The organism is Malonomonas rubra DSM 5091 (genome assembly GCF_900142125.1).
In the GTDB taxonomy this organism is placed as follows: Bacteria; Desulfobacterota; Desulfuromonadia; order Desulfuromonadales; family Geopsychrobacteraceae; genus Malonomonas; species Malonomonas rubra.
The window spans coordinates 21,610-45,622 of record NZ_FQZT01000010.1; the positions used below are offsets into that span (position 1 = coordinate 21,610).

Here is a 24,013-nt window from a genome sequence, read left to right on the forward strand (position 1 = left end):
GAGAGCTTTTCGTGGATATCGATACCATCAGGCTGAAAATCAATGAGCTGGATGCCGAACTGCTGCGGATATTTAACGAACGTGCAGCACTGGCGCTGGAAATCGGCCACATAAAAAAGAAAATCGGTTTGCCGATCTACGACCCGAAACGGGAAAAACTGATTTTCGAACGAATGAAAGAGGAGAACCCGGGGCCCCTGGACAATGAAGCGATTGTCAGACTTTTCGAACGTGTGATCGATGAAAGCCGGAGCCTGGAACGGGCAAAAAGTAAAGGGGATTGAAATGCTGGTGATTATGAAAAAAACTGCCACCGAAGCAGAACTGGAAGAGACCAAACAATTCCTGGTTGAACAGGATTGTGATTTTCATCAATCAACCGGAGCCGATCGGATTATCCTCGGCGTTGTTGGCGATACCAGCCTGATTGATGAAACAACCCTGCGGAACCTGCCCGGGGTTCTGGATGTTTATCGCATTCCAAGCGAAGAATGAAAAAACGGGGTGTTGAATCGATTCAACGCCCCGTTATAAATTGCAGCAAGCCGAAATTAACCGACAACTTCGGTGCGGGTAAAAACAGCCCGCAGTTTCTGACCTGCCGACTCAATCGCTTCACGTGCCCCCTCTTCGCGGTCGACCAGGGTAACGATGCCAAGAACGACCAGCCCCTCCTCTTCTGCACGTTCAACAGCTTTAAGCGATGACCCGCCAGTCGTCGTGACATCTTCAACGATAACAACACGTGATCCGGGCGGAAGATTTTTCCGGCCTTCCAGCCACTGACCGGTTCCGTGCCCTTTCGGCTCCTTGCGGATGATAAAGGCATGGACATCTTCGCCATCCAGTTGAGCTGCGATTGATGTTGCCGTAGCGATCGGGTCGGCGCCAAGGGTCAGACCACCAACACCGTCGATCGGCCCTTCAAACGCCTTTACTTCTTCCCAAAAGGCCTTGCCGACCAGCAAACCGCCTTTTGCGTGCAGGGTCGTCTGCTTGCCGTCAAAATAGAAATTGCTTTTGCGGCCCGACGCCAGCGTGACTTCACGCTGTTCGTAAGACATCTCTACCAGAATCGGCTTCAACTCTTCTTTTACACTCATCAAGAACTCCTCGAATTAACTTTAAATACTCTGTCCCAAACAGCTGATTAATCAGAACAAGCCAAGTTGCTTGTCTGATTTCAGGCGAGGGAATTTGACCGGATATTCTCCCGAGAAACATGCGTCGCAGAAACCGATCTTATCATCACCGTGCATAGTAACAGCTTCATGCATCCCTTCAATCGACAAGTAGCCAAGAGAATCGGACGTGATGTACCGGTTGATCTCATCAATAGAGTGCGATGCAGAAATCAGTTCTTTACGTGACGGGGTATCAATGCCGTAAAAGCATGGGTAGCTGGTCGGCGGACTGGAAATCCGGACATGAATTTCCTTGGCTCCCGCGTTGCGAATCATTTTGACGATTTTACGCGAGGTGGTGCCACGAACGATCGAATCATCAATTACGACAACTTTCTTTCCTTCGATGATTTCACGCACCGGGTTCAACTTCAGCTTAACACCGAAATGCCGGATCGATTGCTGCGGTTCGATGAACGTCCTGCCGACGTAATGATTCCGGATCAGCCCAAGCTCCAGCGGCAAACCAGCCTCTTCCGCATAGCCCATGGCGGCAGGAACTCCGGAGTCTGGCACGGCGATAACAATATCAGCATCAACCGGATATTCGCGCGCCAGCTGATGACCAAACTCTTTTCGCACGGTATAAACCATGCGGCCAAAAATACGACTGTCCGGGCGAGCAAAGTAGATATGCTCGAAGACACAGGGAGTATTCTTGGTCTCTTTAAACGGCGAGAAGCTCTTCATGCCATCTTTATCGACCACGATCATTTCACCCGGGTCAAGCTCACGGATAAACTCGGCTTCGATCAGGTCAAAAGCACAGGATTCAGAAGCAACAACATAAGCGCCATCAAGCTTGCCGAGGCTCAAAGGGCGGAAACCATTCGGGTCGCGCACTGCAATCATCCGGGTTTCGGTCAGAAAAACCAGGCTGTAAGCCCCTTTGACCTGGTGCAGGGATTCACAGATACGATCGATCAGGGAATCGGATTGTGCACGGGCAATCAGGTGGATAATAGTTTCAGTATCAGCCGTCGTGGAAAAGATCGAACCACTGTTTTCCAACTGGGTGCGCACTTCCATCGCATTGACAAGATTGCCATTGTGGGCAACAGCAATGCTGCCACGAGCGTAATCGACCATGATCGGCTGACAGTTTTTCATGTCGTTGCCACCGGCGGTCGAATAGCGGACATGGCCGATAGCGGCATGCCCCGGCAGGTTTTCGAAGATATCATCTTTTTTGAAGACATCGGAAACCAACCCCATGCCGAGGTGCGACTTCAGATGATAACCGTCCGAAGCGACGATACCGCAACTTTCCTGGCCACGATGCTGCAGCGCGTAAAGGCCGAGGTAGCTGAGGTTGGCCGCTTCCGGGTGGCCGAAAATACCGAACACCCCGCATTCTTCATGTAATTTATCAAACATCGGAATTCCTATTTCAGCAGTTCTTCACGAATAAAGCGGACAGCGTTCTGATACATCCACAATCCCATCCCCTCTTCCGGCATGTCCTCGCGAGTCCAGCGCGGATGGTGGGTCCGGTGAATATACGCTTCCGGATGCGGCATCAGCCCGAACAAACGACCTGTCGGATCACAGATGCCAGCAATAGAAGCCTCACTTCCATTCGGGTTGTCCGGATACACCATAGTTGGGTTCAAGTCAGCATCGGCATACTTGACCACCGCCAGGTTCTGCTGCTCAAGCTGCATCAGGGTGCCCTTGTTATCAGTAACAAATTTCCCCTCACCATGACGTACCGGCAGGTAAACGGCATCCAGGCCACGGGTAAAAACGCATGGAGACTCGGGATCAACCTTGAGCCATGCCCAGCGATCCTCGAAGCGCCCACCGTCGTTAAAGGTCAATGAACAGCTTTGTTTGCTCTCCCCTGTCAGCGCAGGCAACAGGCCCATTTTAACCATCAACTGGAAACCGTTGCAGACCCCCATCACCAGTTTACCCGCGGCGACGAAACGACGGATCTGGTCGGCGATGGTTTCATCGGAACCGGCAATTTTTGCGTGCAACAGGCGGTTGGCACCGGCTTTGGCGCTACCGAGATCGTCACCGTCGAGGAAACCGCCGGCCAGATTGAGAAAATGGTAATCGTCCAGCTTGACCCGTCCGGCGAGCAGTTCTGCAACATGGACGATATCGGACACATCGGCACCGGCCAGCTTGCAGGCGAAAGCAACCTCGCGCTCGCAGTTGGTGCCGTTGCCGGCAATGACAATCGCTTTAACTTGTTTGGGCATCTTTACATCTCCCGCAACGGCGCTTGCCACGCCTCTTTCAGTAGATCGATCGGTGTACTGATCAGAATCTTATCCTTTTCTCCGCTGACCAACAGCTCCGGCTGAATTGTAACTTTACCGAGATGCTGGCAACTCTGCCCTTTGAACAAGGCCTCGAATGCCGCCTGATTTTCCGGGTGTACCGTCACCAGTAAACGGCTTTGTGATTCGGAGAAGAGAATCTGATCTTCGCGCATGCCGGCATCGGCAGCAACCCGGTTAAGCGACACCTTGATGCCGTATCCCCCCGCGAAAGCTTTCTCTGCCAGTGCAACGGCCAGTCCGCCATCGGACAGATCGTGGCAGGACGCGATCAGACCTTCGTCCTGAGCCTTGTTCAGGGTGCGATAGCGCAGTAACGCTGACGCGGCGTCAACCTTCGGAACATTAGCTCCAAGCGCGCCTTTTTCTTCGTAATACTCCGAGCCCCCCAGTTCGTTGTGGGTGTCGCCAAGCAGGTAGACCAGATCGTCCGGTCGCTTGACATCCATCGACACCGCTTTGCGTGCATCGGCCATCTTGCCGATCACCGAGAAGAGAACTGTCGGTGGAATCGAGATTTTGGTGTCACCGATCTGGTAATCGTTTTTCATCGAGTCTTTACCGGAGATCAGCGGCACACCGAAAGCAACGCAGTAATCGTAAAGAGCCTTGTTGGCACGTACCAACTGAGCCGCCTTGTATTCACCGTCCGGGGTCTTCTCACTTTTAACCGGATCGCACCAGCAGAAGTTATCGAGGCCGGCAACGTGATCGATATTGCCACCGACAGCGACATAGTTACGCAAGCCTTCATCGATGGCGCAGGCCATCATGTGGTAGGTATCGATATCACTGTAGTTCGGACAGATGCCGTGAGAAACAACCACACCAGCAAAGGAATCGAGCATCGGACGGAAGACGGCAGCATCGGACGGACCATCGTTGGCGACACCGACCAGCGGCTTGATGACGGTCCCGGCCTGAACTTCGTGATCGTAGCGCCGCACAACCGACTCTTTCGAGCAGATATTCAGCCGGCCGAGCAGTTTCTGCAGTTCGACATTTAAATCCTGCGGTGCAGCAAGCTCAGGTTCGCTCAAGTTTCTCAGCTGCCACTTGGCCGGGATGACCATTTGTGGCACGCCTTCGTGCAGGAACTCCATCGACAGGTAAGAGACTGTCTTGCCTTCGTAGAGGCAGTGGAAGTAACCGGAATCGGTGAAGTTACCCAGATCGGTCGCCTCGACATCCATATCCTTTGCCAACTGGATGAATGCATCCAGGTTCTCTGGCGGCACTGCCAGGCTCATCCGCTCCTGCGCCTCGGAGATCAGGATTTCCCACGGCTGCAGGCCGGAGTATTTCAAAGGCGCACGGTCGAGGTGCATTTCGAAACCGCCCGTATCTTCGGCCATCTCTCCGATGGAAGAAGAAAGCCCGCCAGCACCGTTGTCGGTGAAAGAGCTGTAAAGGCCACGATCGCGAGCGATGATAAGGAAATCGAACATCTTGCGTTGGGTGATCGGGTCACCGATCTGCACCGCGGTCACCGGCGAGCCCTCATGCAACTCTTCCGAGGAGAAGGTCGCACCGTGGATGCCGTCCTTGCCGATGCGGCCGCCACACATGACAATGTGATCACCGACCTGCACTTTCTTTTCATGGCACGGCTTGCCGTTCAGCATGCGCGGCATGATCGACGCGGTACCGCAGTAAACCAGCGGCTTGCCGGCAAAGCGTTCGTCGAAAACGATGGAACCATTGACGGTCGGGATACCGCTCTTGTTGCCACCATGCTCGACACCTTCGACCACACCTTCGAAAATCCGGCGCGGGTGCAGCAGACGCGGCGGCAGCTCTTTTTCCAAAAACGGTGAAGCGAAGCAGAAGACATCGGTATTGAAGATCAGGCGCGCGCCCATGCCGGTGCCAACGCCATCGCGGTTAACGCCGACAATACCGGTCAGCGCACCGCCGTAGGGATCGAGAGCGGATGGCGAGTTGTGGGTTTCAACTTTGAAGACAATACTCCAGTCATCGGTAAACTCGATAACGCCCGCGTTGTCTTTGAATACCGAAAGACAGAAATCATCATCGCCCATCGCTTCGCGGATATCGCGGGTAGCGCCGACAATGTAGGTTTTAAACAGGGAGTCGATGGTCTCCTTGTTGCCATTTTCGTCTTCGTACTCGATCTTCGCTGAAAAGATCTTGTGTTTGCAGTGCTCACTCCAGGTCTGTGCCAGCGCTTCGATCTCGACATCGGTCAGTTCTGCGCCGAGGCCAACCTTCTCGCGAATAGCAACAACCTGCGGATCAGCAATGTGCTGCTGGATCTTCTGCATCTCTTCGAGGCTGAGTGCCAACATTCCCTTGCGGCTGATATCCAGCAGCTGCTCGTCGCTGACATTCAGGTCGATACTGTTGACCGTTGGCGTGCTGTCGCTGACAACCTTCGGTACGGTCACCGGGACGCCGGTTTTCGGATCGAGCTCATCGGCTGAAAGAATGGTCCAGCGTTGAATCAGGCCATTGGCAAGAAAGTCCTTGGCGATTTTCTCAGCGACCTCTTTGTCTTTAAGACCGGTCAGCAGGTACTGGGTCGAGGTGTAGACACCTTCGTCAGCCGAGAACCGACGGCCGGTGATGTACTGAATCGCTTCTTTGGCAGTTCGCCCCGTGTTGTCAGTCACACCGGGTCGGAAGCCGACTTCAACCAGGATATCGAAACCGCTGGCCAGGGGTCGGTTGATGGCAGCCTCCTGGATAACCGGATCGGAAAAAGGTCCGGCAGCCGCCTGCTCGACTTCGCTATCGCTCAACTCTGCATCGACAGTGTAAACATCAAGAGTCTGTACTCTCTCAAGGTCGTAGCCAAGGTGCTCCTTGATTTCGCGACGTACCCTTTCGCCGCGTGCGTCCTTGACGCCGTCTTTGAGTCCTACAACTATTCTCCAGGCCATTCAAAACTCCGCGCTGTACTGGTCCTAAGAAACAAGCAAAGCAGGAAATCAATTTCCTGCTCAGACAGATTTTTCATTTATTTAAATGTGGAACTATAACAGAGCGCCGACAAAACAGGAACTCGCTTGATGCTGCCGGCCGACAATTATTTCCGGTGTATGACCGGATTGCAGCATGAACTGGCGAAAGGTTTCCGCCACCAGATCCGGGCAATTATTTTCTTCACTCAAATGAGCCAGAAACAAGGCCTCCAAACCGGACCAATTGACATCTTCCAGCAGGCGTCTCGATTCGTTATTCGACAGATGCCCGTGGCGGCTGCGAATCCGCTGTTTCAGTGGCCATGGATAGGGGCCATCGAGCAACATCTGCTCGTCATGATTCGCTTCCAGAATCAGCACCCGGCACGCTTTAAGCTGATCGCTGACCAGACGCGTTGACATGCCGAGGTCAGTCGCATAACCGACCTTCCCCTCGTCCGATTCGATAACGTAGCCAACAGGATTAATCGCATCATGGGTCGTGGAAAAGCTGCTGATTTCCAGGTCACGAAAACTGAACGTATCCCCGGCGTCAAAAAGTTCGAGCCGGGCTATTTTGCCAAGCTTTGGCAGGGCCGCATGTGTTTGCTGATCGATATAAACAGGAAGATCAAAACGACGAGCCAGCGGGCCGACCCCACCGACATGGTCATGATGCTCATGGGTCACCAGGATGGCGTCAAGGTCTTCACCTGCGAGTTCCAGCGATGCCAGGCGTTTTTCAATTTCACGCCCGGACAAACCGGCATCGACCAGAATTCGGCAGTTATCTGCTTCTATCAGGGCACTGTTGCCCCGACTGCCGCTGGCCAATAAACATACTCGCACGTGTCGTCCCTTCCTCCCCCCGAAAGCGTTGCCCTTATACCGAAAATCCGCGCCTGCTGCAAGTAGAAAAACCATCGTGATTTTTAAGGATTTTTTTCTTTGAAATCGATTTGCAAAGGGCAGGATTTAATGTAACCTTGGTGACGGTCAATCTACAAAAGAAACCGCATACTTGGCATATGATTTCATATGTTTGAGTACGTCATAAACAGATTGCGTATCATCTAACCGCTCAACACTTGAACGAGGAGGATCAAACATGTCTGTGAAGGTTGCTATTAACGGGTTCGGCCGCATCGGCAGAAATGTCCTGCGCATCGCTAGCAGTTCAGATGCGATGGACATTGTTGCCATCAACGATTTAACCGACGCGGGAACGCTGGCCCATCTGTTTAAGTACGATTCGGTTCACGGCACCTTCAATGGCGATGTTTCCGTCGACGGCGACAACCTGGTTATCAACGGTAAGAAGATTCAGATTCTCTCACAGCGTGATCCCGCTCAACTCCCCTGGAAAGATCTGGGCGTCGAAATTGTCATCGAATCGACCGGTCTATTCACTGCACGCGACAAAGCAGCCTGGCACCTTGAAGCCGGGGCAAAAAAAGTTGTCATCAGCGCGCCCGGCACCAACTCCGACATCACCATCTGCATGGGAATCAATGAAACCGAGTACGATGCCGCCAAACACGATATTATCTCGAATGCATCCTGCACCACCAACTGCCTGGCACCGGTCGCCAAAGTCCTGCTGAAAGAATTCGGTATCGTTCGCGGCATGATGACCACCATCCATGCCTACACCAACGACCAGAACATTCTCGATCTGCCGCACAAAGACCTGCGCCGTGCCCGTGCCGCAGCCGTATCGATGATCCCGACAACTACTGGCGCCGCCAAAGCGGTTTCACTGGTGCTGCCGGAACTCAAGGGTAAAATGGACGGGATGGCGGTCCGGGTGCCGACACCAAACGTTTCACTGGTCGACCTGGTCGTCGAAACAGAAAAAGCAGCGACTGTTGAGCAAGTCAACGCAGCGATGAAAGCCGCTGCTGACGGCGAGCTCAAAGGGATTCTCGACTACTGTGACCTGCCGCTGGTTTCAAAAGACTTCAACGGCTCTTCAGCATCCTCAACCTTTGACGCCATGACCACCAACGTGATTGAAGGAAATATGGTCAAGGTTCTGGCCTGGTACGACAACGAATGGGGCTACTCCAACCGGGTCTTCGACCTGGTCAAATATATCGATCAACAGTAATACATTCATATCAACACTCTGACGCCGGTTCATCTGAATCGGCGTCAATTTATTTGTAATGGAGGAAGAATGTTCAACAAGTTATCTATCGATGATATCGACGTTGCCGGCAAGCGCGTTTTCTGCCGCGTCGACTTCAATGTACCGATTAAAGATGGAAAGATTACTGATGACACCCGGATTGTAGCAGCATTGCCGACGATCAAGGCCCTGATCGACAAGGGGGCGCGGCTGATTCTCGCCTCCCATCTCGGCCGTCCAAAAGGCGAAGCACAGCCTGAATTCAGCCTCAAGCCTGCTGCTGACTATCTGGCCAACCTGCTCGGTAAACCTGTGAATATGGCTCCTGACTGTATCGGTGTCGAGGTCGAAAAGCTGGCCGCAGAGATGGCTGACGGCGATGTCATGCTGCTGGAAAACGTTCGCTTCTATAAAGGGGAAACCGACAACGATCCGCAGTTCGCCGAACAACTCGCCAAGCTTGCCGAAGTGTACGTTAACGATGCCTTCGGCACTGCTCACCGCGCCCACGCCTCGACTGAAGGGGTTGCCAAACTCCTCTCCCCGGCGGTTTCCGGTTACCTGATGGAGAAGGAATTGAAATACCTCGGCGGGGCATTGGCCAATCCTAAGCGCCCTTTTGTCGCCATTCTCGGTGGCGCCAAGGTCAGCGACAAGATTACCGTCATCGAAAACCTGCTCAGCAAAGTCGATGTTATCCTGATCGGCGGAGGCATGGCCTATACGTTCCTCAAAGCGCAAGGCTACGAGATCGGCACCTCGCTGGTCGAAGAAGACCGACTGGAGCTGGCTAAAGACCTGTTGAGCAAAGCGGAAGCGAGCGGCGTGCAATTCCTGCTGCCGGTTGACCATCTGGCGACCGCCACTTTCGCTGCTGACAGTCCAGCTGAAGTTGTCTCAAACGAAAACTTCCCGAACGACAAGATGGGTCTTGATATTGGCCCTGAATCGATCAAGCTTTACGCCCAGAAAGTCGCTGAAGCCAAAACCGTCGTCTGGAACGGTCCGATGGGTGTCTTCGAATTCGATGCCTACGCCAAGGGCACCTTCGCGATCGCAGAAACCCTGGCAGCCAACGATTGCCTGTCGATTATCGGCGGCGGCGACTCGGTTGCAGCCGTCAACAAGTCGAACCTGCAGGATAAAATGACCCACATCTCCACCGGCGGCGGCGCGTCCCTCGAGTTCCTCGAAGGCAAAGCCTTACCCGGCGTTGTGGCATTGACTGACAAATAGGAGAGAAACATGCGTAAACCGATGATTGCCGGCAACTGGAAACTGAACAAGACCATCGCCGAAGCCCGTGAACTAAGTGGCGACCTGGCCAAATGCCTGGCCAATTTTGAAGCTGTCGATATCGTTGTCGCTCCGGTCTTTACCTCGCTGGCAGCGGTACAGGAGATGATCAAAGGGACAGCGATCAAACTGGCAGGGCAAAACTGCTACCCCGAGGAGACCGGCGCCTTCACCGGTGAAGTGTCACCGCTGATGCTCAAAGACGCGGGGTGCGAGTACGTCATTATCGGCCACTCCGAACGTCGCCAGTTGCTGGAAGAGAGCGATACGTTCATCAATCAGAAAATCATCAAAGCCTTAGAAGCAGGACTCAAACCGATCCTCTGTATCGGCGAAACCCTGCAGGAACGGGAAAACGGTGACATGCTCGACGTCCTGGCCAACCAGGTCAAAGGCGGGCTGGCCAACCTTTCCGCCACGCACATGGCTGATGTCGTTATCGCCTACGAACCGGTCTGGGCTATCGGTACCGGCAAGACCGCAAGCGACGAACAGGCGCAGGAAGCTCATTCGTTCATTCGTGGTCTGCTGCAGGGCATGTTTACAAAGGAGGTCGCTTTTGCGACCCGCATCCTTTACGGCGGCAGTGTCAAGCCAAGCAATGTCGATGGCCTGATGGCCCAGGATGATATCGACGGCGCGCTGGTCGGCGGTGCCAGTTTGAAAGCGGAAGACTTTATCCGTCTGGTTCGTTTCGAAAAACCATAACGCAAAACGGGAGCGCTCAACTGAGAGTGCTCCCGTTTCTTTTCCCTTATCCCAAATCCCCTCAGGCAGGTTCACCACCGATCAGTTTCAGCAGCTCTGCTGTTTTCTCTTCCATCAACGACATATCGCCTCTCGATTCAACATTCAGGCGCAGAACAGGTTCGGTATTCGATTCCCGCAGATTAAGCCGCCATTGTCCCATGTCGAGGCTAAGACCATCGGTAAAATCGATATCCAGTGCATCAGCCTGATAGCGCTCCTTGATGTCCGCAATGACTACCGAGGCATCGGCAACCCGGCGGTTAATCTCACCGCTGGCTGGAAATTTAGCGACACAATCGGCCACCAGTTCAGACATCGACTTGCCACTACTGCTCATCAGCGCGACAACCATCAGCCAGGGGATCATGCCGCTGTCACAATAGGCAAACTCGCGGAAATAATGATGGGCGCTCATTTCGCCCCCGTAGACGGCATTTTCCTTACGCATCCGCTCCTTGATGAAAGCGTGTCCAGTTTTGCTTTGCACCGGGATGCCGCCGGCATTTTTTACAGTATCGATAGTGTTCCAGGTCAGACGTGGATCGTGAATAATTTTCTCGCCGGGATGACGTGAAAGTAAAGCTTCACTAAGCAGTCCGACAATGTAATACCCTTCGATAAACTCGCCCTTCTCATCGAAGAAAAAGCAGCGGTCAAAATCACCGTCCCAGGCGATACCCAGATCGGCGTTGTTTGCCAACACGGCATCACGGGTGATGGAACGATTTTCCCGCAAAAGCGGATTGGGGATGCCATTCGGAAAGCTGCCGTCCGGCTGATGGCAAATTTTTACCACTTCGAGAGGAAGATGCTTTTCCAGTAGATCGACAATAGGACCAGCGCAACCGTTACCGGCATTGAAAACCACCTTAAAGGGTTTCACGGCAGCTGGATCGAGATAGGACAAAAGATGCTCGACATACTGAGCCTTAAAAGACACCTTGGTGACTGCCCCTGGGCTGTCGACTGGCTGAAATTGTCCCTTTTCCGCCAATGCTCGAATATCGTTCAAGCCTGTATCTCCGCTGATCGGCTTCGACTCTTCTCGCACCAGTTTCATACCGTTGTAATCAATCGGGTTGTGACTGGCAGTAACCATAATGCCACCGTCGGTCTTCTGGCTGAATGTGGCGTGGTATATTTCCTCTGTCCCGCAAAGTCCGATATCGAGCACATCGACACCACCCTGACAAAGTCCTTCCGCCAGAGCGTTTGTCAGTGACTCGCTCGACAACCGCACGTCACGGCCGACAACAACAATTTTCGGTTTGAGGAATTCAGCATAAGCGCGACCAATGCGCCAAGCGACATCTTCATTCAGCTGATCCGGCAGGCGTCCACGAATATCGTAAGCTTTGAAACAGGTGATCTCCATTACAACAAACTCCTAATCGGCCTTACGACCGTAATTATCTTCCAAACGAACGATATCGTCTTCACCCAGGTAGCTACCCGACTGTACCTCGATCATTTCCAGCGGGATCTGTCCCGGGTTCTCCAAGCGATGAACTTCACCCAACGGGATGTAAGTCGATTGGTTTTCGGACAACAGCAAATCCTTTTCGCCACAAATGACCCTTGCAGTACCTTTGACGACAACCCAGTGTTCAGCCCGATGATGGTGTTTCTGCAGCGATAAACTGGCGCCCGGATTTACAGTAATGCGTTTTACCTGAAAACGTTCGCCGACATCGATCCCTTCATATGCGCCCCAGGGACGGTTGACCCGGCGATGCAGCAAAGCTTCGGAACGCTTCTGTTCTTTCAGTTGCCCGACAATCCCCTTAACATCCTGAACCTTGTCGCGATGGGCAACAAGAACGGCATCGGCGGTTTCAACCACAACCAGGTCTTCAACACCGACAGCGGCGATCATCCGGTTAGTTGCGTGCAGATAGCAATTGTTTGCACCTTCGGTGAGGACATCGCCAAACTGGACGTTGCCATTTTTATCCTGAGGCTGGACATCCCACAAGGCGGACCAGGCACCGACGTCATTCCAGCCAGCATCAAGTGGCAGCACCACAGCATCGGCAGTCTTCTCCATAACCGCATAATCGATGGAATCTGACGGTGACGCGGCAAAAGACTCCTGGTCCAGGCGGAGAAAGTCGAGATCGGCTGTCAGTGACAAAAAAGCGGTCCGGCAAGCGGAAAAGATATCCGGGCGGAATTTTTCCAGTTCGTCAAGATAGCGACTGGCTTTAAACAGGAACATGCCACTGTTCCAATAATATTTGCCGGAATCGAGATAACTTTGCGCTGTCTGCAAGTCCGGCTTTTCGACAAACTGGTCAACAGGAAACGCGCCTGTTCCACCAATTTCATTTTCAGCAGCCTTGATATAGCCATAACCTGTTTCAGGAGCATTTGGCACAATGCCGAACGTGACGAGGCTCCCCTGCTCTGCTAATTGAACTGCCGCGTTGACTGTTTGGCAAAAGGTCGCAACATCACCAATCAAATGATCGGCCGGCAATACCAGCAACAAAGGGTCATTGCCTGAAGCCTGTGCCTGAAATGCCGCTATCGCAACGGCTGGAGCGGTATTTCGACCGCAAGGTTCCAGGATAATCGAATCAGTTCCTATGTCGAGTTGGCGCAACTGCTCGGCAACCATAAAGCGATGGGCTTCGTTGCAAACCACCATCGGCTTACCAAGATCGGCAATGCCCGACAAGCGCAAAACAGTTTCCTGCAGCATGGTTTTATCGCTCGTCAGCGGCAATAACTGTTTGGGGTAGGATTCACGAGACAGCGGCCAGAGACGTGTTCCTGCACCGCCGGAAAGAACAACCGGTAAAAGCATCTAAACCCTCCTGCTTAAAAACGACCTTGAAAGACAAAGGTCATCATACTAGAGAGAGAACTGACTGCAAGCAAAAAGGCCCTGTATTCACAGAGCCTTTCACTTCACCCGGATGTTGTAGCCACCTATTTAAGGTCGCCCTGAATACCGATTTTAATCATTTCCAGTGGCATATCGATACCACTCTTTTCGATTGCCTGCTTCGCAATCGCGATCAGCCCTGAACAGCAGGGAACCTCCATGTGCGCTACAACGATTTTGCTGATGCCCCCAGCCTTGATCATGGCGGAAAGCTTTTCGATGTAAAGCTGTGTATCATCGAACTTGGGGCAACCGACAACCACCGAACGCCCTTTAAGGATATCTTTGTGGAAATCGGCGTAGGCGAAAGGCCCACAGTCCGCTGCCAGCAAAAGTTCTTTTCCTTCCAGAAACGGTGCAGTCGGTGGCACCAAGTTCAAAAGCACCGGCCATTGGCACAGTTCGGATGGCCGTTGACCAGCCTGATCAGCATCAGCGGCTTCCTGCTTACTGAAATTCATCAGTTTTGCCGAAGGACAGCCACCTGTCGGAGGAGTGAAGCTTTTCACCTGTGCGGATGGGCAGCCACCTGCCGGAGATGCCGGATGTTGCCTAACCGTTTCTTCGCGGCCAATTTCCTTTAAATGCTGCTCAACGGCCACTTCATCAAACTCATCCGCCTCACGCTTTTCAATCGTAATCGCTCCCTGTGGGCAATCTCCGAGACAAGCCCCCAAACCGTCACACAGGTTGTCTGCAACCAGTTTGGCTTTACCGTTGATAATCTGGATTGCACCTTCTGCGCATGCCGGAACACAAAGACCGCAACCATCACACTTGTCTTCATCAATCTTTACCATCTCGCGATATGCCATCTGTAACTCCCTTTATTCAGTCAATGGATTTTTCTTTAAGTTGTACGCACTATAGCGATTAAAGCGGGCTGTAACCTTGACCTCGATCAAGAAAACTCTTTTTTCTAAAAAAAATAATGCCAAAGCAGGTCCAGCCGACCTTTGCGAATCAGCGCTTTACCGGAAAAACGCATGATTTCACGTACCTTCTCCCGATGTCCCGGGCGGTAACAATGAATCGTACAATGCTTGCAGGAAGGTTTTTCATCGAGAGGACACTTCAAGCGTCGCTCGATCGCATAAAGGAGAAACTCGGTGCACTCGGTGCAGCAGCGATAACCGGACAAGTGAGACAGTTCCGGCGGAAGGTTCTCGATAGGAGATCGACCAGCCTGATGGTGGGCTTTGCAATAGACCGACGTGAAAAGTGCAAGCACCTTGAGGTCTTTACGCTCTTTTCTGGTTAGTGGCTGCTGTTGGTTTTTATCACTCATACGGTGAGTTTAAACAGGCTGACGGACGAATCCCTTGATGCAGGTCAAAATCAGGCCATATCCTTGCTGCTGTCGGCAAGATCGTGCAAACGGTCGACATCAAGAATTTCGATCGTCTTCCCCTGGACACGAATCATCTCCTCATCCGCAAGCTTGCGGAAGGTCCGCGACAGGGTTTCACTGACAGTTCCCAGGTTGGAGGCCAATTGGCTTTTCGAGAATGGCAGTGTCACCTGCCGATTCTCGTCGGCCCCGATTTCGATCAGGAAGCGAGCCAATCTTGCCGGCACATCCCGAAATGTCAGATCTTCAATCTGGGTGACAAACTGACGCAAAAAACGTGAGAGGCCACCGATAATATTGATGGCAATTTGCGAATGCTGGTGCAGCAGGTTGAGAAAATCCTGCTTCGGGAAGAAAACCAGTGTCGATTTTTCCAGCACTTCGGCGAAAGCGGGATAACAACCGTCATCGAAAATCGCGGCATCGGCAAAAGTACTTCCCGGCAGGACCACGTGCAGAATCCGCTCTTTTCCTTCCGGGGAGAGCTTATAGATCTTGACCTTCCCGCTGCCGACCGCGTAAAAACCAGCAGCCTCTTCTCCTTGCTCAAACAAAACATCTCCACGTCGGCATTCACGTAATCGTCCGACGGTGGCCAGCAGTTGCAAGTCAGTATCTGTCAGGCCAGCAAAAAGGTGGCAGCGGGTGACATTTTCAGGAAGACGCATCAAGTCAAACCTTTTCTTGAGATCAAGAACCGTGCAAACCGTGCTTTTTCAACAGATCGTACAGCGTTGGTCGACTGACTGACAAATACTCTGCCGTCTGCTGTACATTGCCCTGGCACTCCTCAAGCGCTCGTTGCAGCAGCAGATGATCGACCTGGTAGCGGGCATCCTTCAGCGACAAACCCGACAACTCCAATCCACCTAACATCTCTGTGTCTTCCGTGGCAACAGTGGCTTCATCACTGAGATCGGACAGTTCACGTTCTTCAAAACCCAAATCCCATGGTTCAATGATTGGAGTGTCCGCCATAACGATCGCCCGTTTCACCTTGTTCTCAAGTTCACGCACATTGCCGGGCCAATCGTATTCCTTGATCCATTTCAGCGACGCAGCGCTGAACCCACGCGCCTTGATGGAAAGCTCCTGGCTGAAACGACGCAGAAAAACATTGGCCAGCAGCTCGATATCATCACCACGCTCGCGCAGCGGAGGTAATTCGATGGTGATGACGCCGAGACGATAGTAAAGGTCTTCTCGAAAATCGCCCTTTTTCATGGCATCATGGATATCGATATTGGTCGCCGCGACGACCCGTACATCGACCGGAATATCCTCTCGTCCACCGACCCGCTGCACCAATTTGTCCTGCAGAAAACGCAGCATTTTCACCTGCAGAAGCGGTGGCATCTCTCCGATCTCATCCAGAAACAAGGTGCCTTGGTCAGCGAATTCGACCTTCCCCTGAACCCGATTCTGAGCCCCGGTAAAAGCTCCTTTTTCGTGACCGAACAGTTCCGATTCCAGCAGGTTTTCAGGAATCGCACCACAGTTGATCGCTACGAACCTGGCCTCCTGACGAAGACCGCGGTTGTGAATCGCCTGGGCGACGATCTCTTTTCCAGTGCCACTTTCACCGAGGATCAGTACCGGGATGTCGATTGATGCAACCTTTTTGATCGTGGCAAAAACTTTCTGCATCGCCGGGCAGTGGCCAAAAATCCCCCCGTATCCGCCCTCTTCCTTGCGGGTTTCGGTCTGCAATCGGCGGTTTTCCTCTTCAAGTCCGGCAACATGGTACGCACGCGACAGGATAATCTTGAGTTCATCGAGATTGATCGGCTTGTGGTAAAAATCATAGGCCCCCATGCCGACTGCGGCCAGCGCATTGGCGTGATCCTCATTGCCCGAAAGCACGATCACCTTGGTTGCTGGCTGCTGCTTGAGGATTTCTTCGAGGCAGCGCAACCCTTCCGTTGCTCCATCGATATCTGGCGGCAAGCCCAGGTCAAGGGTCACCACGGCGGGCTGATGCTGAGCAAACAAAACCAGTGCTTCGTCGACACTCTCAGCAAGAATAACTTTATAGTCCTTTGCGAGCCCCCACTTGAGTTGCTTGCGGATTTCCTGGCTATCATCAACAATCAGCAGTTTTTCCAACAGAACCTCCGGAAGAAAACCGAATCAGATCACAAAAAAAGAGGTTGGATTTTCATTTATTCAGTGGCAATTCCAAGAGCCCGCGGCAATAGCAGCCGGAAGGTCGTCCCTTCACCTTCACAGCTTTCGACATCAATGCGACCGTTATGAGATTCCATAATCTGCTTGCATTGATACAGGCCGATTCCGAAGCCGTGTTTCTTTGTCGTTTCAAACGGCTTGAACAAGCGATTCTGGATAAAATCATCACTCATGCCACAACCGCTATCTTGGACTTCGACAAACGCTGAATTTTGCTTAACACCGTATCTAACCTGGACGGCAGAGTTATTCTTGCTTGCTTCAACTGCATTAAGCAACAAATTTAATATGACTTTATAGATCTCTTCCTCGTCGGCATCAATCTGGACCGACTCGCCACTTATCTCAATCTCACCGGTCGCGGTATTGACTGCGTCCTCAATAACTTTTCCTAACTCCACGGGGGCCACCAGCAGTTGAGGCTTTTCCTTGAGGTTCTTCAGGCGGGCGATCAGCCCTTTCATGTTATTAACGGTATTATCGACCGTTTCCAACATGTCCTGCTGAAATTCCGGGTCTTCTATATAGTTCCTGGCATTATCCAGCATCAGAGACAGACCGGAAACCTGGTTCTTTAAATCGTGCAACACAAAGGTCGATACCTTACCGATGGCCGCCAGTTCGCGCGCCACAGTTAATTGTTCCGACAAACGCAGACCCTGGACCGCAGCGATCGACTGCCGGGCCAACATCCGCATCAGATCATAATCTTCATACGTGTAGTTTTCGGCTGCATTGATTTTACCGGTCAGGACGATGAAACCGGTCAATTCATTGTCGAAAAAAAGTGGCACAACAAGAGACGCACCAGCTTCGGAAAGCGAGCTGATCAGGGCGTCTTCGAGTTCATCGTTCGCCTGTCTTAAGTCCAGTACCCAGTCTTTCTCAGACAGTTGTAGAATCAAGGGGTCATCGGCCTTGAAGCTGCGCCAGTCACGACGAAATTCGAAATGATGACTGTAACTGTATTCACCTGTCTCACTGTCGAGCAGATAAAAGGCACCTCCGTTACAAGCGAAAATTTCGCAGAAGCTGATCAGTATCGTCTGCTGCAGTTCCCCTAACGAATTGGCCCCACTCAACCTGGCAGTAAAATCGGTCCACTGCTGTCGATAATCGTATTTACTCTGATAAAAGTTTTTGTGCAGATGGACTTTTATTTTGCGACGCAACGTTTCCGACATCAACAGCACAGAAACCAAAACCGCACAGACAATCGCGATGACCAGCAGGATATTGCGCTGAGCCGGCAGATCGAGGTAACGCATCCCTTCCCCAACCAGACCAAGTCCGATCAGGTAGGCCCCAACGACAAACAGGATCAGGGAACGATATGCAGCCGTTCGGGAAATCGTGATTTTACCGGCCTGACGACGGAAGAAACGAGAATAGAAGATCAGTGCAACAGCAACCAGCAGGGCAAAAGAACGGGCACCTGTCATCGACATCTCGAGAGATCGATAGAGCAGGCTCTGGCTGTAATAAACGACGGAAATGCCGAGCAACACGCAGAGACCGATGATCTCGTATTTAACGTGCCAGCGCTCAAACTGTGACAACGCCGAAAACGTGCGCTCGATCTGCACCATCGACAGCACCAGGAATGTCATCAGCATCAGGTAAAAAACAAAACCGATATTGCTGAGAAACAGCAGGGTTTCTTCACCAAAATCCGGAGAAAAATAAAAAGCATTAAGCTCCTGGCTCAGGCCAAGGCCTAAAAAAACAAAAGCTGTTGGCAGCAACAGTCGTGACGTCTTGGACAGACTTGAAATTTTTGCCGGACGGCAATAAAAAGCCGAGCAGCCAAGCGCAACCAGCGGCAGGAGCGATTCCAGTTTCTGCACCCAGGCTTTCAGCAGAAACTGCTCCGGGTAAAGCAGGACGTAGGTATCCAGACCGCAGAGCGCAGCGGAAAGAAGCAACAGCAGCGCGAGCAGAGAGTTTTCGCGGGTAAAAGAGCGAGCAAGCAAAAACAGGCTACACAAAACGGCAGCAGCGACAGAAATTATTGAAAATGCTGCTGTATTCATATGCTGTTAGCGAGGCAGGGCTGAGGTTATTGCTGGATAGAAATCGTGGATAAACTTCTCACCGACCGCTATTGCTTTATCCACCCTGTCGGTTGCCATGACAGAAAGACGGATAAAAGAAGAATCTCGACGATTGGCAATGATGGAGTTTTTCACTTGCTCGATTTTCATCCTGTATTCATCAGTGACGATAGCGTCCCGTAACTGAAACCAGTAAAGGAACAGCTGTTTCTCCGCATCCTTCTGGTAGATCGCCTGAACATAGGGAACGGTCTCCCCAGCGATTTTAACTTCCGCGACACGGCTGTCCAAGCGGTTCCAGCCACTCCCCGGTAAACACTGGCGCGGGGAATGAATTGCACCGCTATCTGGACCACCATCATGATAGCCGATATAAAGCGACACCTGTTCACCGTCAGTGTTGCGGTAAGATCTTGAAAGATAATCGGCCGGTCTTAAAACCTCCAAAGTTCGTTCATCGAACCGGGCTTGCCCGGTCATCTGCCAGGCTCCGACTTTTTGCGGGAAAAGATCGAGAGGCTGATTTACCGGGACTGCCACCTCAGATCGTGCATAAACATAAGCTGCAGCCAAAGCCAGCACGGCATAAAGCAGAAGAAATCTCCAGGTTTTAATCATGACGACACCTTCCGCAAAACACCACTACTGATGAACAGTAGTACCATCGCCAGCAAGAAAACACCCATGCCAGCGAACTCGTGAAAGAACCCTTCCGCAGCTGCAGCACCATAATATTGAGCCAGGTAGCCAGTTCCAATGACACGCAACATATTGGTGAGAATTGCAATGGGAACGGTCAGCAGAATCAACACCACACGCCACACTGGCTTATCCTGCGTAAAAAAGGCCAAAGCCACACCTAGCGCCAGAAGTGACATCAACGAACGCAAGCCGCTACAGGCATCCGCAACCTCGAGCACGGTTTCGGGAAACATGATGATGTTCCCTTCCCGTAAGACGATGACCCCCATCAACTTCAGAATGATAACGGAAAACTTGGCAACGAAAAGTTTCAGCGGAAACGCCAGAGAATCATAAACAATATAAGGCAGCGGAATCATGAAAAAAAGAAAGCCGAGCGGCAACGACAACGTCTTGAACCATTGCCAGCCAAAAAGAAACAGGACCATTCCACAAAGCAGAAAAACGAAGGAAGTCCGTAGGGCAAAATCAACCTGTGCCGAGACTCCAGCAAAAAGAACCAGCAAGGCAAAAGCAACCAACAGCAATCCGCTGTTCATCGGCTTGATGAGATCATTCAGCAACTGATCCCGGACCTGCCAGGCAAAATAGGCCGAAATGACTGGCACCAGAAAACCGTGCGAATAGTTCTCGTCGTTCGACCAGTCGTAGTAGAGCCCCTGGAAAACATCTGCGTAGACGACCGCAAGTAGCACGGCGACAACAGAGAATAAACCGATTTGATTTTTTGAAAGCAGCATTATCGACCCTTAAAACAGATTCAGCAGGACATCAACAATTCTCTCCGCCGACTTACCATCCCATTTTTCAGGTGACCTGCCCTTTGGGGCTTCACCGCTGAGAATTTTAAACGCCTCCTGTAATATCTTATTTTTATCGTTGCCAACCATGATGTTTGAGCCAACTTCACAGGTGATCGGTCGCTCCGTATTCGGGCGCATGGTCACACAGGGCACACCGAGCACCGTGGTTTCCTCCTGCAGCCCCCCGCTATCGGTCAGGACCAGCTTGGCATTCATGTTCAGATTGAGAAATTCAAGATAGCCGAGCGGCTCGGTAATCCAGATCCCCTTAATCTCGTCTCCGCTCTTAAAATAGTGAGAAAGACCGAACTGGTCTGCCATTTTTCGAGTTCGCGGGTGAATCGGAAAAACAATCGGCACCTCTTGTGAAATCTCATGTAAAGCTTCAAGTATTCCCTCAAAAACATCTTTATTATCGACATTACCAGGACGGTGCATTGTCAGCGTTGCGTATCTGCCTGGTTGCAAGCCTAGCTTTTCACCGAAAGCAGACTTCGCTGCCATTTGCTTATGTTTCAGCAGAGTATCGATCATGACATTGCCGACGAAAAAGATCTTCTCCTTGGATACGCCTTCGGCTGCCAGGTTCTCATCGGCAAAATGATCGGTCGTGAACAGGTAATCACAAAGGACATCTGTACAGAGACGATTGATTTCCTCTGGCATCGACATATCACGCGAACGCAAACCCGCCTCGACATGGGCGACTTTGATGCCAAGCTTTTTCGCCGTAATAGTACAGGCCATAGTCGAGTTAACGTCGCCGACCACAATCACCAGATCCGGTTTTTCTTGTAGACAGACCTTTTCGAACTCAACCATGATTTTGGCTGTCTGCTCGGCATGACTACCGGAGCCGACTTCAAGATTTATGTCCGGCTTCGGCATCCCCAAATCATCGAAGAAGGATTTACTCATCTTCTCGTCGTAATGTTGACCTGTATGCACCAGCAGGTGTTCGATTTGTTCCGGATATTTGTTCATGGCTTCGATGATCGGAGCCATTTTCATAAAGTTAGGACGTGCACCGACGATGTTGATGATTTTCAAGAGACCCTCCAGCAAGAAAATTTATAAATAACTATTCAGTGATTTTATGTGCCTGAGACAAATGAAACAAGCCTGTTTATAAAGAGTCGTTACAGCAACTAGTGACTATAGCTGTTTTTTCGGCTTCATCGCCTTTTTTAATAAATGCGGAATGAGAAGGTAAAAAGGCATACGCAGGTAGTGAGAACGCACGAACAAAAGCCAGCGTGCCAGAGAAGCCCCAAACTTGTCGCAGCTGTAATGATAGGGCTGCAGTGCACGCATAAACAACGCATCCATCAATTTAGCTGTCAGTCCTTTCGGAACCCCATCACCAATTTTTTCGATGCTGCCTGAAGGAATTGGAGTTAGCAGAATCTTATGACTATACCTGAGAGCATAATAAAGAGGTTTGTTCAGATCCAGTTCCGCAGCACGACCAATCAGTACTGTCCAGAAATCATCGATTTCTGCTGAAAACTGGCGCAGCAATCCATCCAGATCGAGCAAGCCTCGGAACCCGTGCTCGAATTCTCCCTCGTGGAACAAGTGGGTGGCACTGTGCAGGACCATGTCGATGGGAGACAGCGTGAATATGTACGGGTTGTCCTGCAAGGGAACAATGTCTGCGAAAAGCTTGCTGCTGTCAGGCTTCAAGCTTGCAGTCAAAGGAAGTATCGTGTGGTGCACATCAAGCACGGAACGCCGCTTCATATGCTTCAGCGGCGGCAGTTCATGCATCCACTGACGGTAATAACGTTGATCGTACTCGTCCAGATGGGACGACAGCCAACCATTAAGGAACAAAGCGCGCTCTGCGGTATCAAGCTTCTGTCTTTCCACCAGCAGGTCGATATCGGAAAAAACACGTCCTCTTGCAAAAGGCATCTCTGCCAGCATATAAGCTGCCCCCTTCAGCAAGATAACAGGTACATCCCTTCCCCTTAGTGCATGGCAAATGCGATTCACTTCCCATTTTACCGACCGTTCATAACCCTCAGACAGATTACGTGCTGAATCGAGATGCACCATGACCTGTTCGGGAGCAGAACCGAGAAGATCTTTTTCACGCAACAAAAAAGAAAGCCGAGGCAGAACATCGGCCCCCTGAGCCTGGCGCAGCAAAAGATCCCAGTCCCCGCGCTTGAATACAGAAACAGTTTCCGGGTTGCGAAAAAACTGAACCAGCATCGGGGCGTTATGTGGCATTCTGAGATTCCCCAGACTTGAGTGCGGCAAGATCATCGAATTCTGAAATGGCATCATCCAGAACGCTGTAGCTGAAATCGAAGCAATCAGAACTATCTATCACCTTTGTGACAGCCTCAAACCCCTTCTCACTCAGGATGCTGTAATTGAAGCTGTTCTCTATCAACCTGATACAGGCCTGCCCTTTCGAAAGCGGTTCCAGCGTCAAAGGTGAGCCCGCAATATATTTCGGGAAAACCACCCAGCCAGGGATTGCGGTTTCTGTAGAACGATCAACATGTTCAGTCGGTACACGCATATGGGCAACCGAACCCTTCGACGTATCGTGAGAAATACGACTTATGACCGCATCCGGGCTGAACCGTTGAATGACTTTTATCGATTCGTTTTTCAAACTGACAGGACGGGGAAGTGGAAAAATCCGCCCATCGGCCAGAGAAACCATTGTCAGTTCATCAGACAGAAGCCGCCAGCCCGAATTGACAAGTGCTGCACAGAGAGTGCTTTTTCCAGACCCGGGGTCACCCGGCAGAATCAAAGCATAGCCATTTTTTTCAACAACAGCAGCATGAATGGTAAGTTGATTGTTTATTCGTGTTGATACACACCAGTTGAGCCCCCACTCCAACATGGGAAACGCTTGATCGAGAGGAAGCGGTTTAAATGGTGTGAGCCGATCGACATAGAACTGAACCTGAGGCCGAACCCAACGACGGACTCCCATCGGTTTTTCAAGTGAAATGTGAAAATCGAAGAAATCGCTTTCCGGTTCAACGGAATAATCCGCGTACATTGAAGCAATCCCATCGGCAACAAAGGGTAGACTCGATCGGATACGGCTGACAAAAGAGCCTGTACGGAGACAAAGGCCTTCGGTATTAAGCAGTTTTTTCAACTGGGGTAATGAGTAGGAAGAGATTTTCACGAAGAGCAGGGTTCTACCAGGCAAAGGTTATTCAATAAACGAATAATTTCTTTAACATCAGCCTCTTCAGTTTGCTTGGGACCATTGGCGATGGCCAGTTCAGAGGCAAGATGATTTAGCGTATTGGGACCGGCCTGTAATTTGCGAAGAATACTGACAACAACAGGCGATAAAAGGTGCACATCAGCTGAGCCGGAATGATAGACAACAAACTCATCTCCCCACTGCCGCCAAACCAATCTTAAACCTTCACAAATTTTCCATTTTGAAGGGAAGCTCTGCAAACC

At 51.5% G+C, this 24,013-nt stretch carries 23 protein-coding genes; 5 read left to right on the top strand and 18 right to left on the bottom strand.

Going from position 1 to position 24,013, the window contains the following annotated elements:
* Positions 1–11: 11 nt before the first annotated feature.
* Together BUB13_RS13025 and BUB13_RS13030 are read left to right on the top strand one after the other, a co-directional pair.
* Positions 12–284 (top strand): chorismate mutase, encoded by a 273-nt coding sequence (locus BUB13_RS13025; protein WP_072909206.1) that lies wholly within the window; start codon positions 12–14, stop codon positions 282–284.
* A gap of 1 nt (position 285) precedes the next feature.
* Positions 286–495, top strand: coding sequence for a hypothetical protein (locus tag BUB13_RS13030; RefSeq protein ID WP_072909207.1), 210 nt, complete (start codon positions 286–288; stop codon positions 493–495).
* A gap of 56 nt (positions 496–551) precedes the next feature.
* Here the strand turns inward: BUB13_RS13030 and pyrE are convergent, their stop codons facing one another.
* From pyrE to BUB13_RS13055, 5 genes are all read right to left on the bottom strand, one after another.
* Positions 552–1,103 (bottom strand): orotate phosphoribosyltransferase, encoded by a 552-nt coding sequence (pyrE, locus tag BUB13_RS13035; protein ID WP_072909208.1) that lies wholly within the window; start codon positions 1,101–1,103, stop codon positions 552–554.
* 51 nt (positions 1,104–1,154) lie between these two features.
* On the bottom strand, positions 1,155–2,561 hold the full coding sequence (purF, locus tag BUB13_RS13040) for an amidophosphoribosyltransferase (protein WP_072909209.1): 1,407 nt from the start codon (positions 2,559–2,561) through the stop codon (positions 1,155–1,157).
* 8 nt (positions 2,562–2,569) lie between these two features.
* Positions 2,570–3,394: a phosphoribosylformylglycinamidine synthase subunit PurQ gene (locus BUB13_RS13045; protein WP_072909210.1), complete on the bottom strand. Its 825-nt coding sequence runs from the start codon at positions 3,392–3,394 to the stop codon at positions 2,570–2,572.
* 2 nt (positions 3,395–3,396) lie between these two features.
* Positions 3,397–6,378, bottom strand: coding sequence for a phosphoribosylformylglycinamidine synthase subunit PurS (locus tag BUB13_RS13050; RefSeq protein ID WP_072909211.1), 2,982 nt, complete (start codon positions 6,376–6,378; stop codon positions 3,397–3,399).
* Between the two features lie 93 nt (positions 6,379–6,471).
* The gene (locus tag BUB13_RS13055) at positions 6,472–7,248 is read right to left on the bottom strand and encodes an MBL fold metallo-hydrolase (protein WP_072909212.1); all 777 of its coding nucleotides are present in this window, start codon (positions 7,246–7,248) and stop codon (positions 6,472–6,474) included.
* Positions 7,249–7,507: 259 nt separating this feature from the next.
* On the opposite strand from BUB13_RS13055, the gene gap reads away from it, so the two are divergent.
* The 3 genes from gap (at position 7,508) to tpiA (ending at position 10,534) form a co-directional block, all read left to right on the top strand.
* A complete protein-coding gene (gene gap, locus BUB13_RS13060) occupies positions 7,508–8,509 on the top strand; it encodes a type I glyceraldehyde-3-phosphate dehydrogenase (protein WP_072909213.1) in 1,002 nt (333 codons plus the stop codon).
* Positions 8,510–8,578: 69 nt separating this feature from the next.
* Entirely contained in the window at positions 8,579–9,766 is a 1,188-nt protein-coding gene (locus BUB13_RS13065) for a phosphoglycerate kinase (protein WP_072909214.1), read from the top strand.
* Positions 9,767–9,775: 9 nt separating this feature from the next.
* Positions 9,776–10,534, top strand: a complete 759-nt coding sequence (gene tpiA / locus BUB13_RS13070) for a triose-phosphate isomerase (RefSeq protein WP_072909215.1) — start codon at positions 9,776–9,778, stop codon at positions 10,532–10,534.
* A 61-nt stretch (positions 10,535–10,595) separates the two neighbouring features.
* Here the strand turns inward: tpiA and BUB13_RS13075 are convergent, their stop codons facing one another.
* From BUB13_RS13075 to BUB13_RS13135, 13 genes are all read right to left on the bottom strand, one after another.
* Positions 10,596–11,951: a phosphohexomutase domain-containing protein gene (locus BUB13_RS13075; protein ID WP_072909216.1), complete on the bottom strand. Its 1,356-nt coding sequence runs from the start codon at positions 11,949–11,951 to the stop codon at positions 10,596–10,598.
* A gap of 12 nt (positions 11,952–11,963) precedes the next feature.
* On the bottom strand, positions 11,964–13,385 hold the full coding sequence (locus BUB13_RS13080) for a mannose-1-phosphate guanylyltransferase/mannose-6-phosphate isomerase (protein ID WP_072909217.1): 1,422 nt from the start codon (positions 13,383–13,385) through the stop codon (positions 11,964–11,966).
* Between the two features lie 125 nt (positions 13,386–13,510).
* Complete coding sequence (locus BUB13_RS13085; protein ID WP_072909218.1) at positions 13,511–14,281, bottom strand: ATP-binding protein; 771 nt, start codon at positions 14,279–14,281, stop codon at positions 13,511–13,513.
* Between the two features lie 104 nt (positions 14,282–14,385).
* A complete protein-coding gene (locus BUB13_RS13090; protein WP_072909219.1) occupies positions 14,386–14,754 on the bottom strand; it encodes a nitrous oxide-stimulated promoter family protein in 369 nt (122 codons plus the stop codon).
* Positions 14,755–14,804: 50 nt separating this feature from the next.
* Positions 14,805–15,485 carry a Crp/Fnr family transcriptional regulator gene (locus BUB13_RS13095; protein WP_072909220.1) on the bottom strand — a complete coding sequence of 227 codons (681 nt, stop codon included), beginning with the start codon at positions 15,483–15,485 and terminating at the stop codon, positions 14,805–14,807.
* Between the two features lie 22 nt (positions 15,486–15,507).
* Entirely contained in the window at positions 15,508–16,923 is a 1,416-nt protein-coding gene (gene prsR / locus BUB13_RS13100; RefSeq protein WP_072909221.1) for a PEP-CTERM-box response regulator transcription factor, read from the bottom strand.
* 56 nt (positions 16,924–16,979) lie between these two features.
* The gene (gene prsK / locus BUB13_RS13105; RefSeq protein WP_072909222.1) at positions 16,980–19,037 is read right to left on the bottom strand and encodes an XrtA/PEP-CTERM system histidine kinase PrsK; all 2,058 of its coding nucleotides are present in this window, start codon (positions 19,035–19,037) and stop codon (positions 16,980–16,982) included.
* Positions 19,038–19,043: 6 nt separating this feature from the next.
* Positions 19,044–19,676 (bottom strand): exosortase C-terminal domain/associated protein EpsI, encoded by a 633-nt coding sequence (locus tag BUB13_RS13110; RefSeq protein ID WP_084092092.1) that lies wholly within the window; start codon positions 19,674–19,676, stop codon positions 19,044–19,046.
* A complete protein-coding gene (gene xrtA / locus BUB13_RS13115) occupies positions 19,673–20,500 on the bottom strand; it encodes an exosortase A (protein ID WP_072909223.1) in 828 nt (275 codons plus the stop codon). Before xrtA ends, BUB13_RS13110 begins: the two co-directional genes overlap by 4 nt.
* Before the next feature lie 9 nt (positions 20,501–20,509).
* Positions 20,510–21,613, bottom strand: a complete 1,104-nt coding sequence (wecB, locus tag BUB13_RS13120; RefSeq protein WP_072909224.1) for a non-hydrolyzing UDP-N-acetylglucosamine 2-epimerase — start codon at positions 21,611–21,613, stop codon at positions 20,510–20,512.
* Positions 21,614–21,718: 105 nt separating this feature from the next.
* Complete coding sequence (locus BUB13_RS13125; RefSeq protein WP_208610172.1) at positions 21,719–22,801, bottom strand: nucleotidyltransferase domain-containing protein; 1,083 nt, start codon at positions 22,799–22,801, stop codon at positions 21,719–21,721.
* Positions 22,791–23,726 (bottom strand): HprK-related kinase A, encoded by a 936-nt coding sequence (locus tag BUB13_RS13130; RefSeq protein WP_072909225.1) that lies wholly within the window; start codon positions 23,724–23,726, stop codon positions 22,791–22,793. Before BUB13_RS13130 ends, BUB13_RS13125 begins: the two co-directional genes overlap by 11 nt.
* A complete protein-coding gene (locus BUB13_RS13135) occupies positions 23,723–24,010 on the bottom strand; it encodes an HPr-rel-A system PqqD family peptide chaperone (protein ID WP_161947654.1) in 288 nt (95 codons plus the stop codon). Before BUB13_RS13135 ends, BUB13_RS13130 begins: the two co-directional genes overlap by 4 nt.
* Positions 24,011–24,013: the final 3 nt, after the last annotated feature.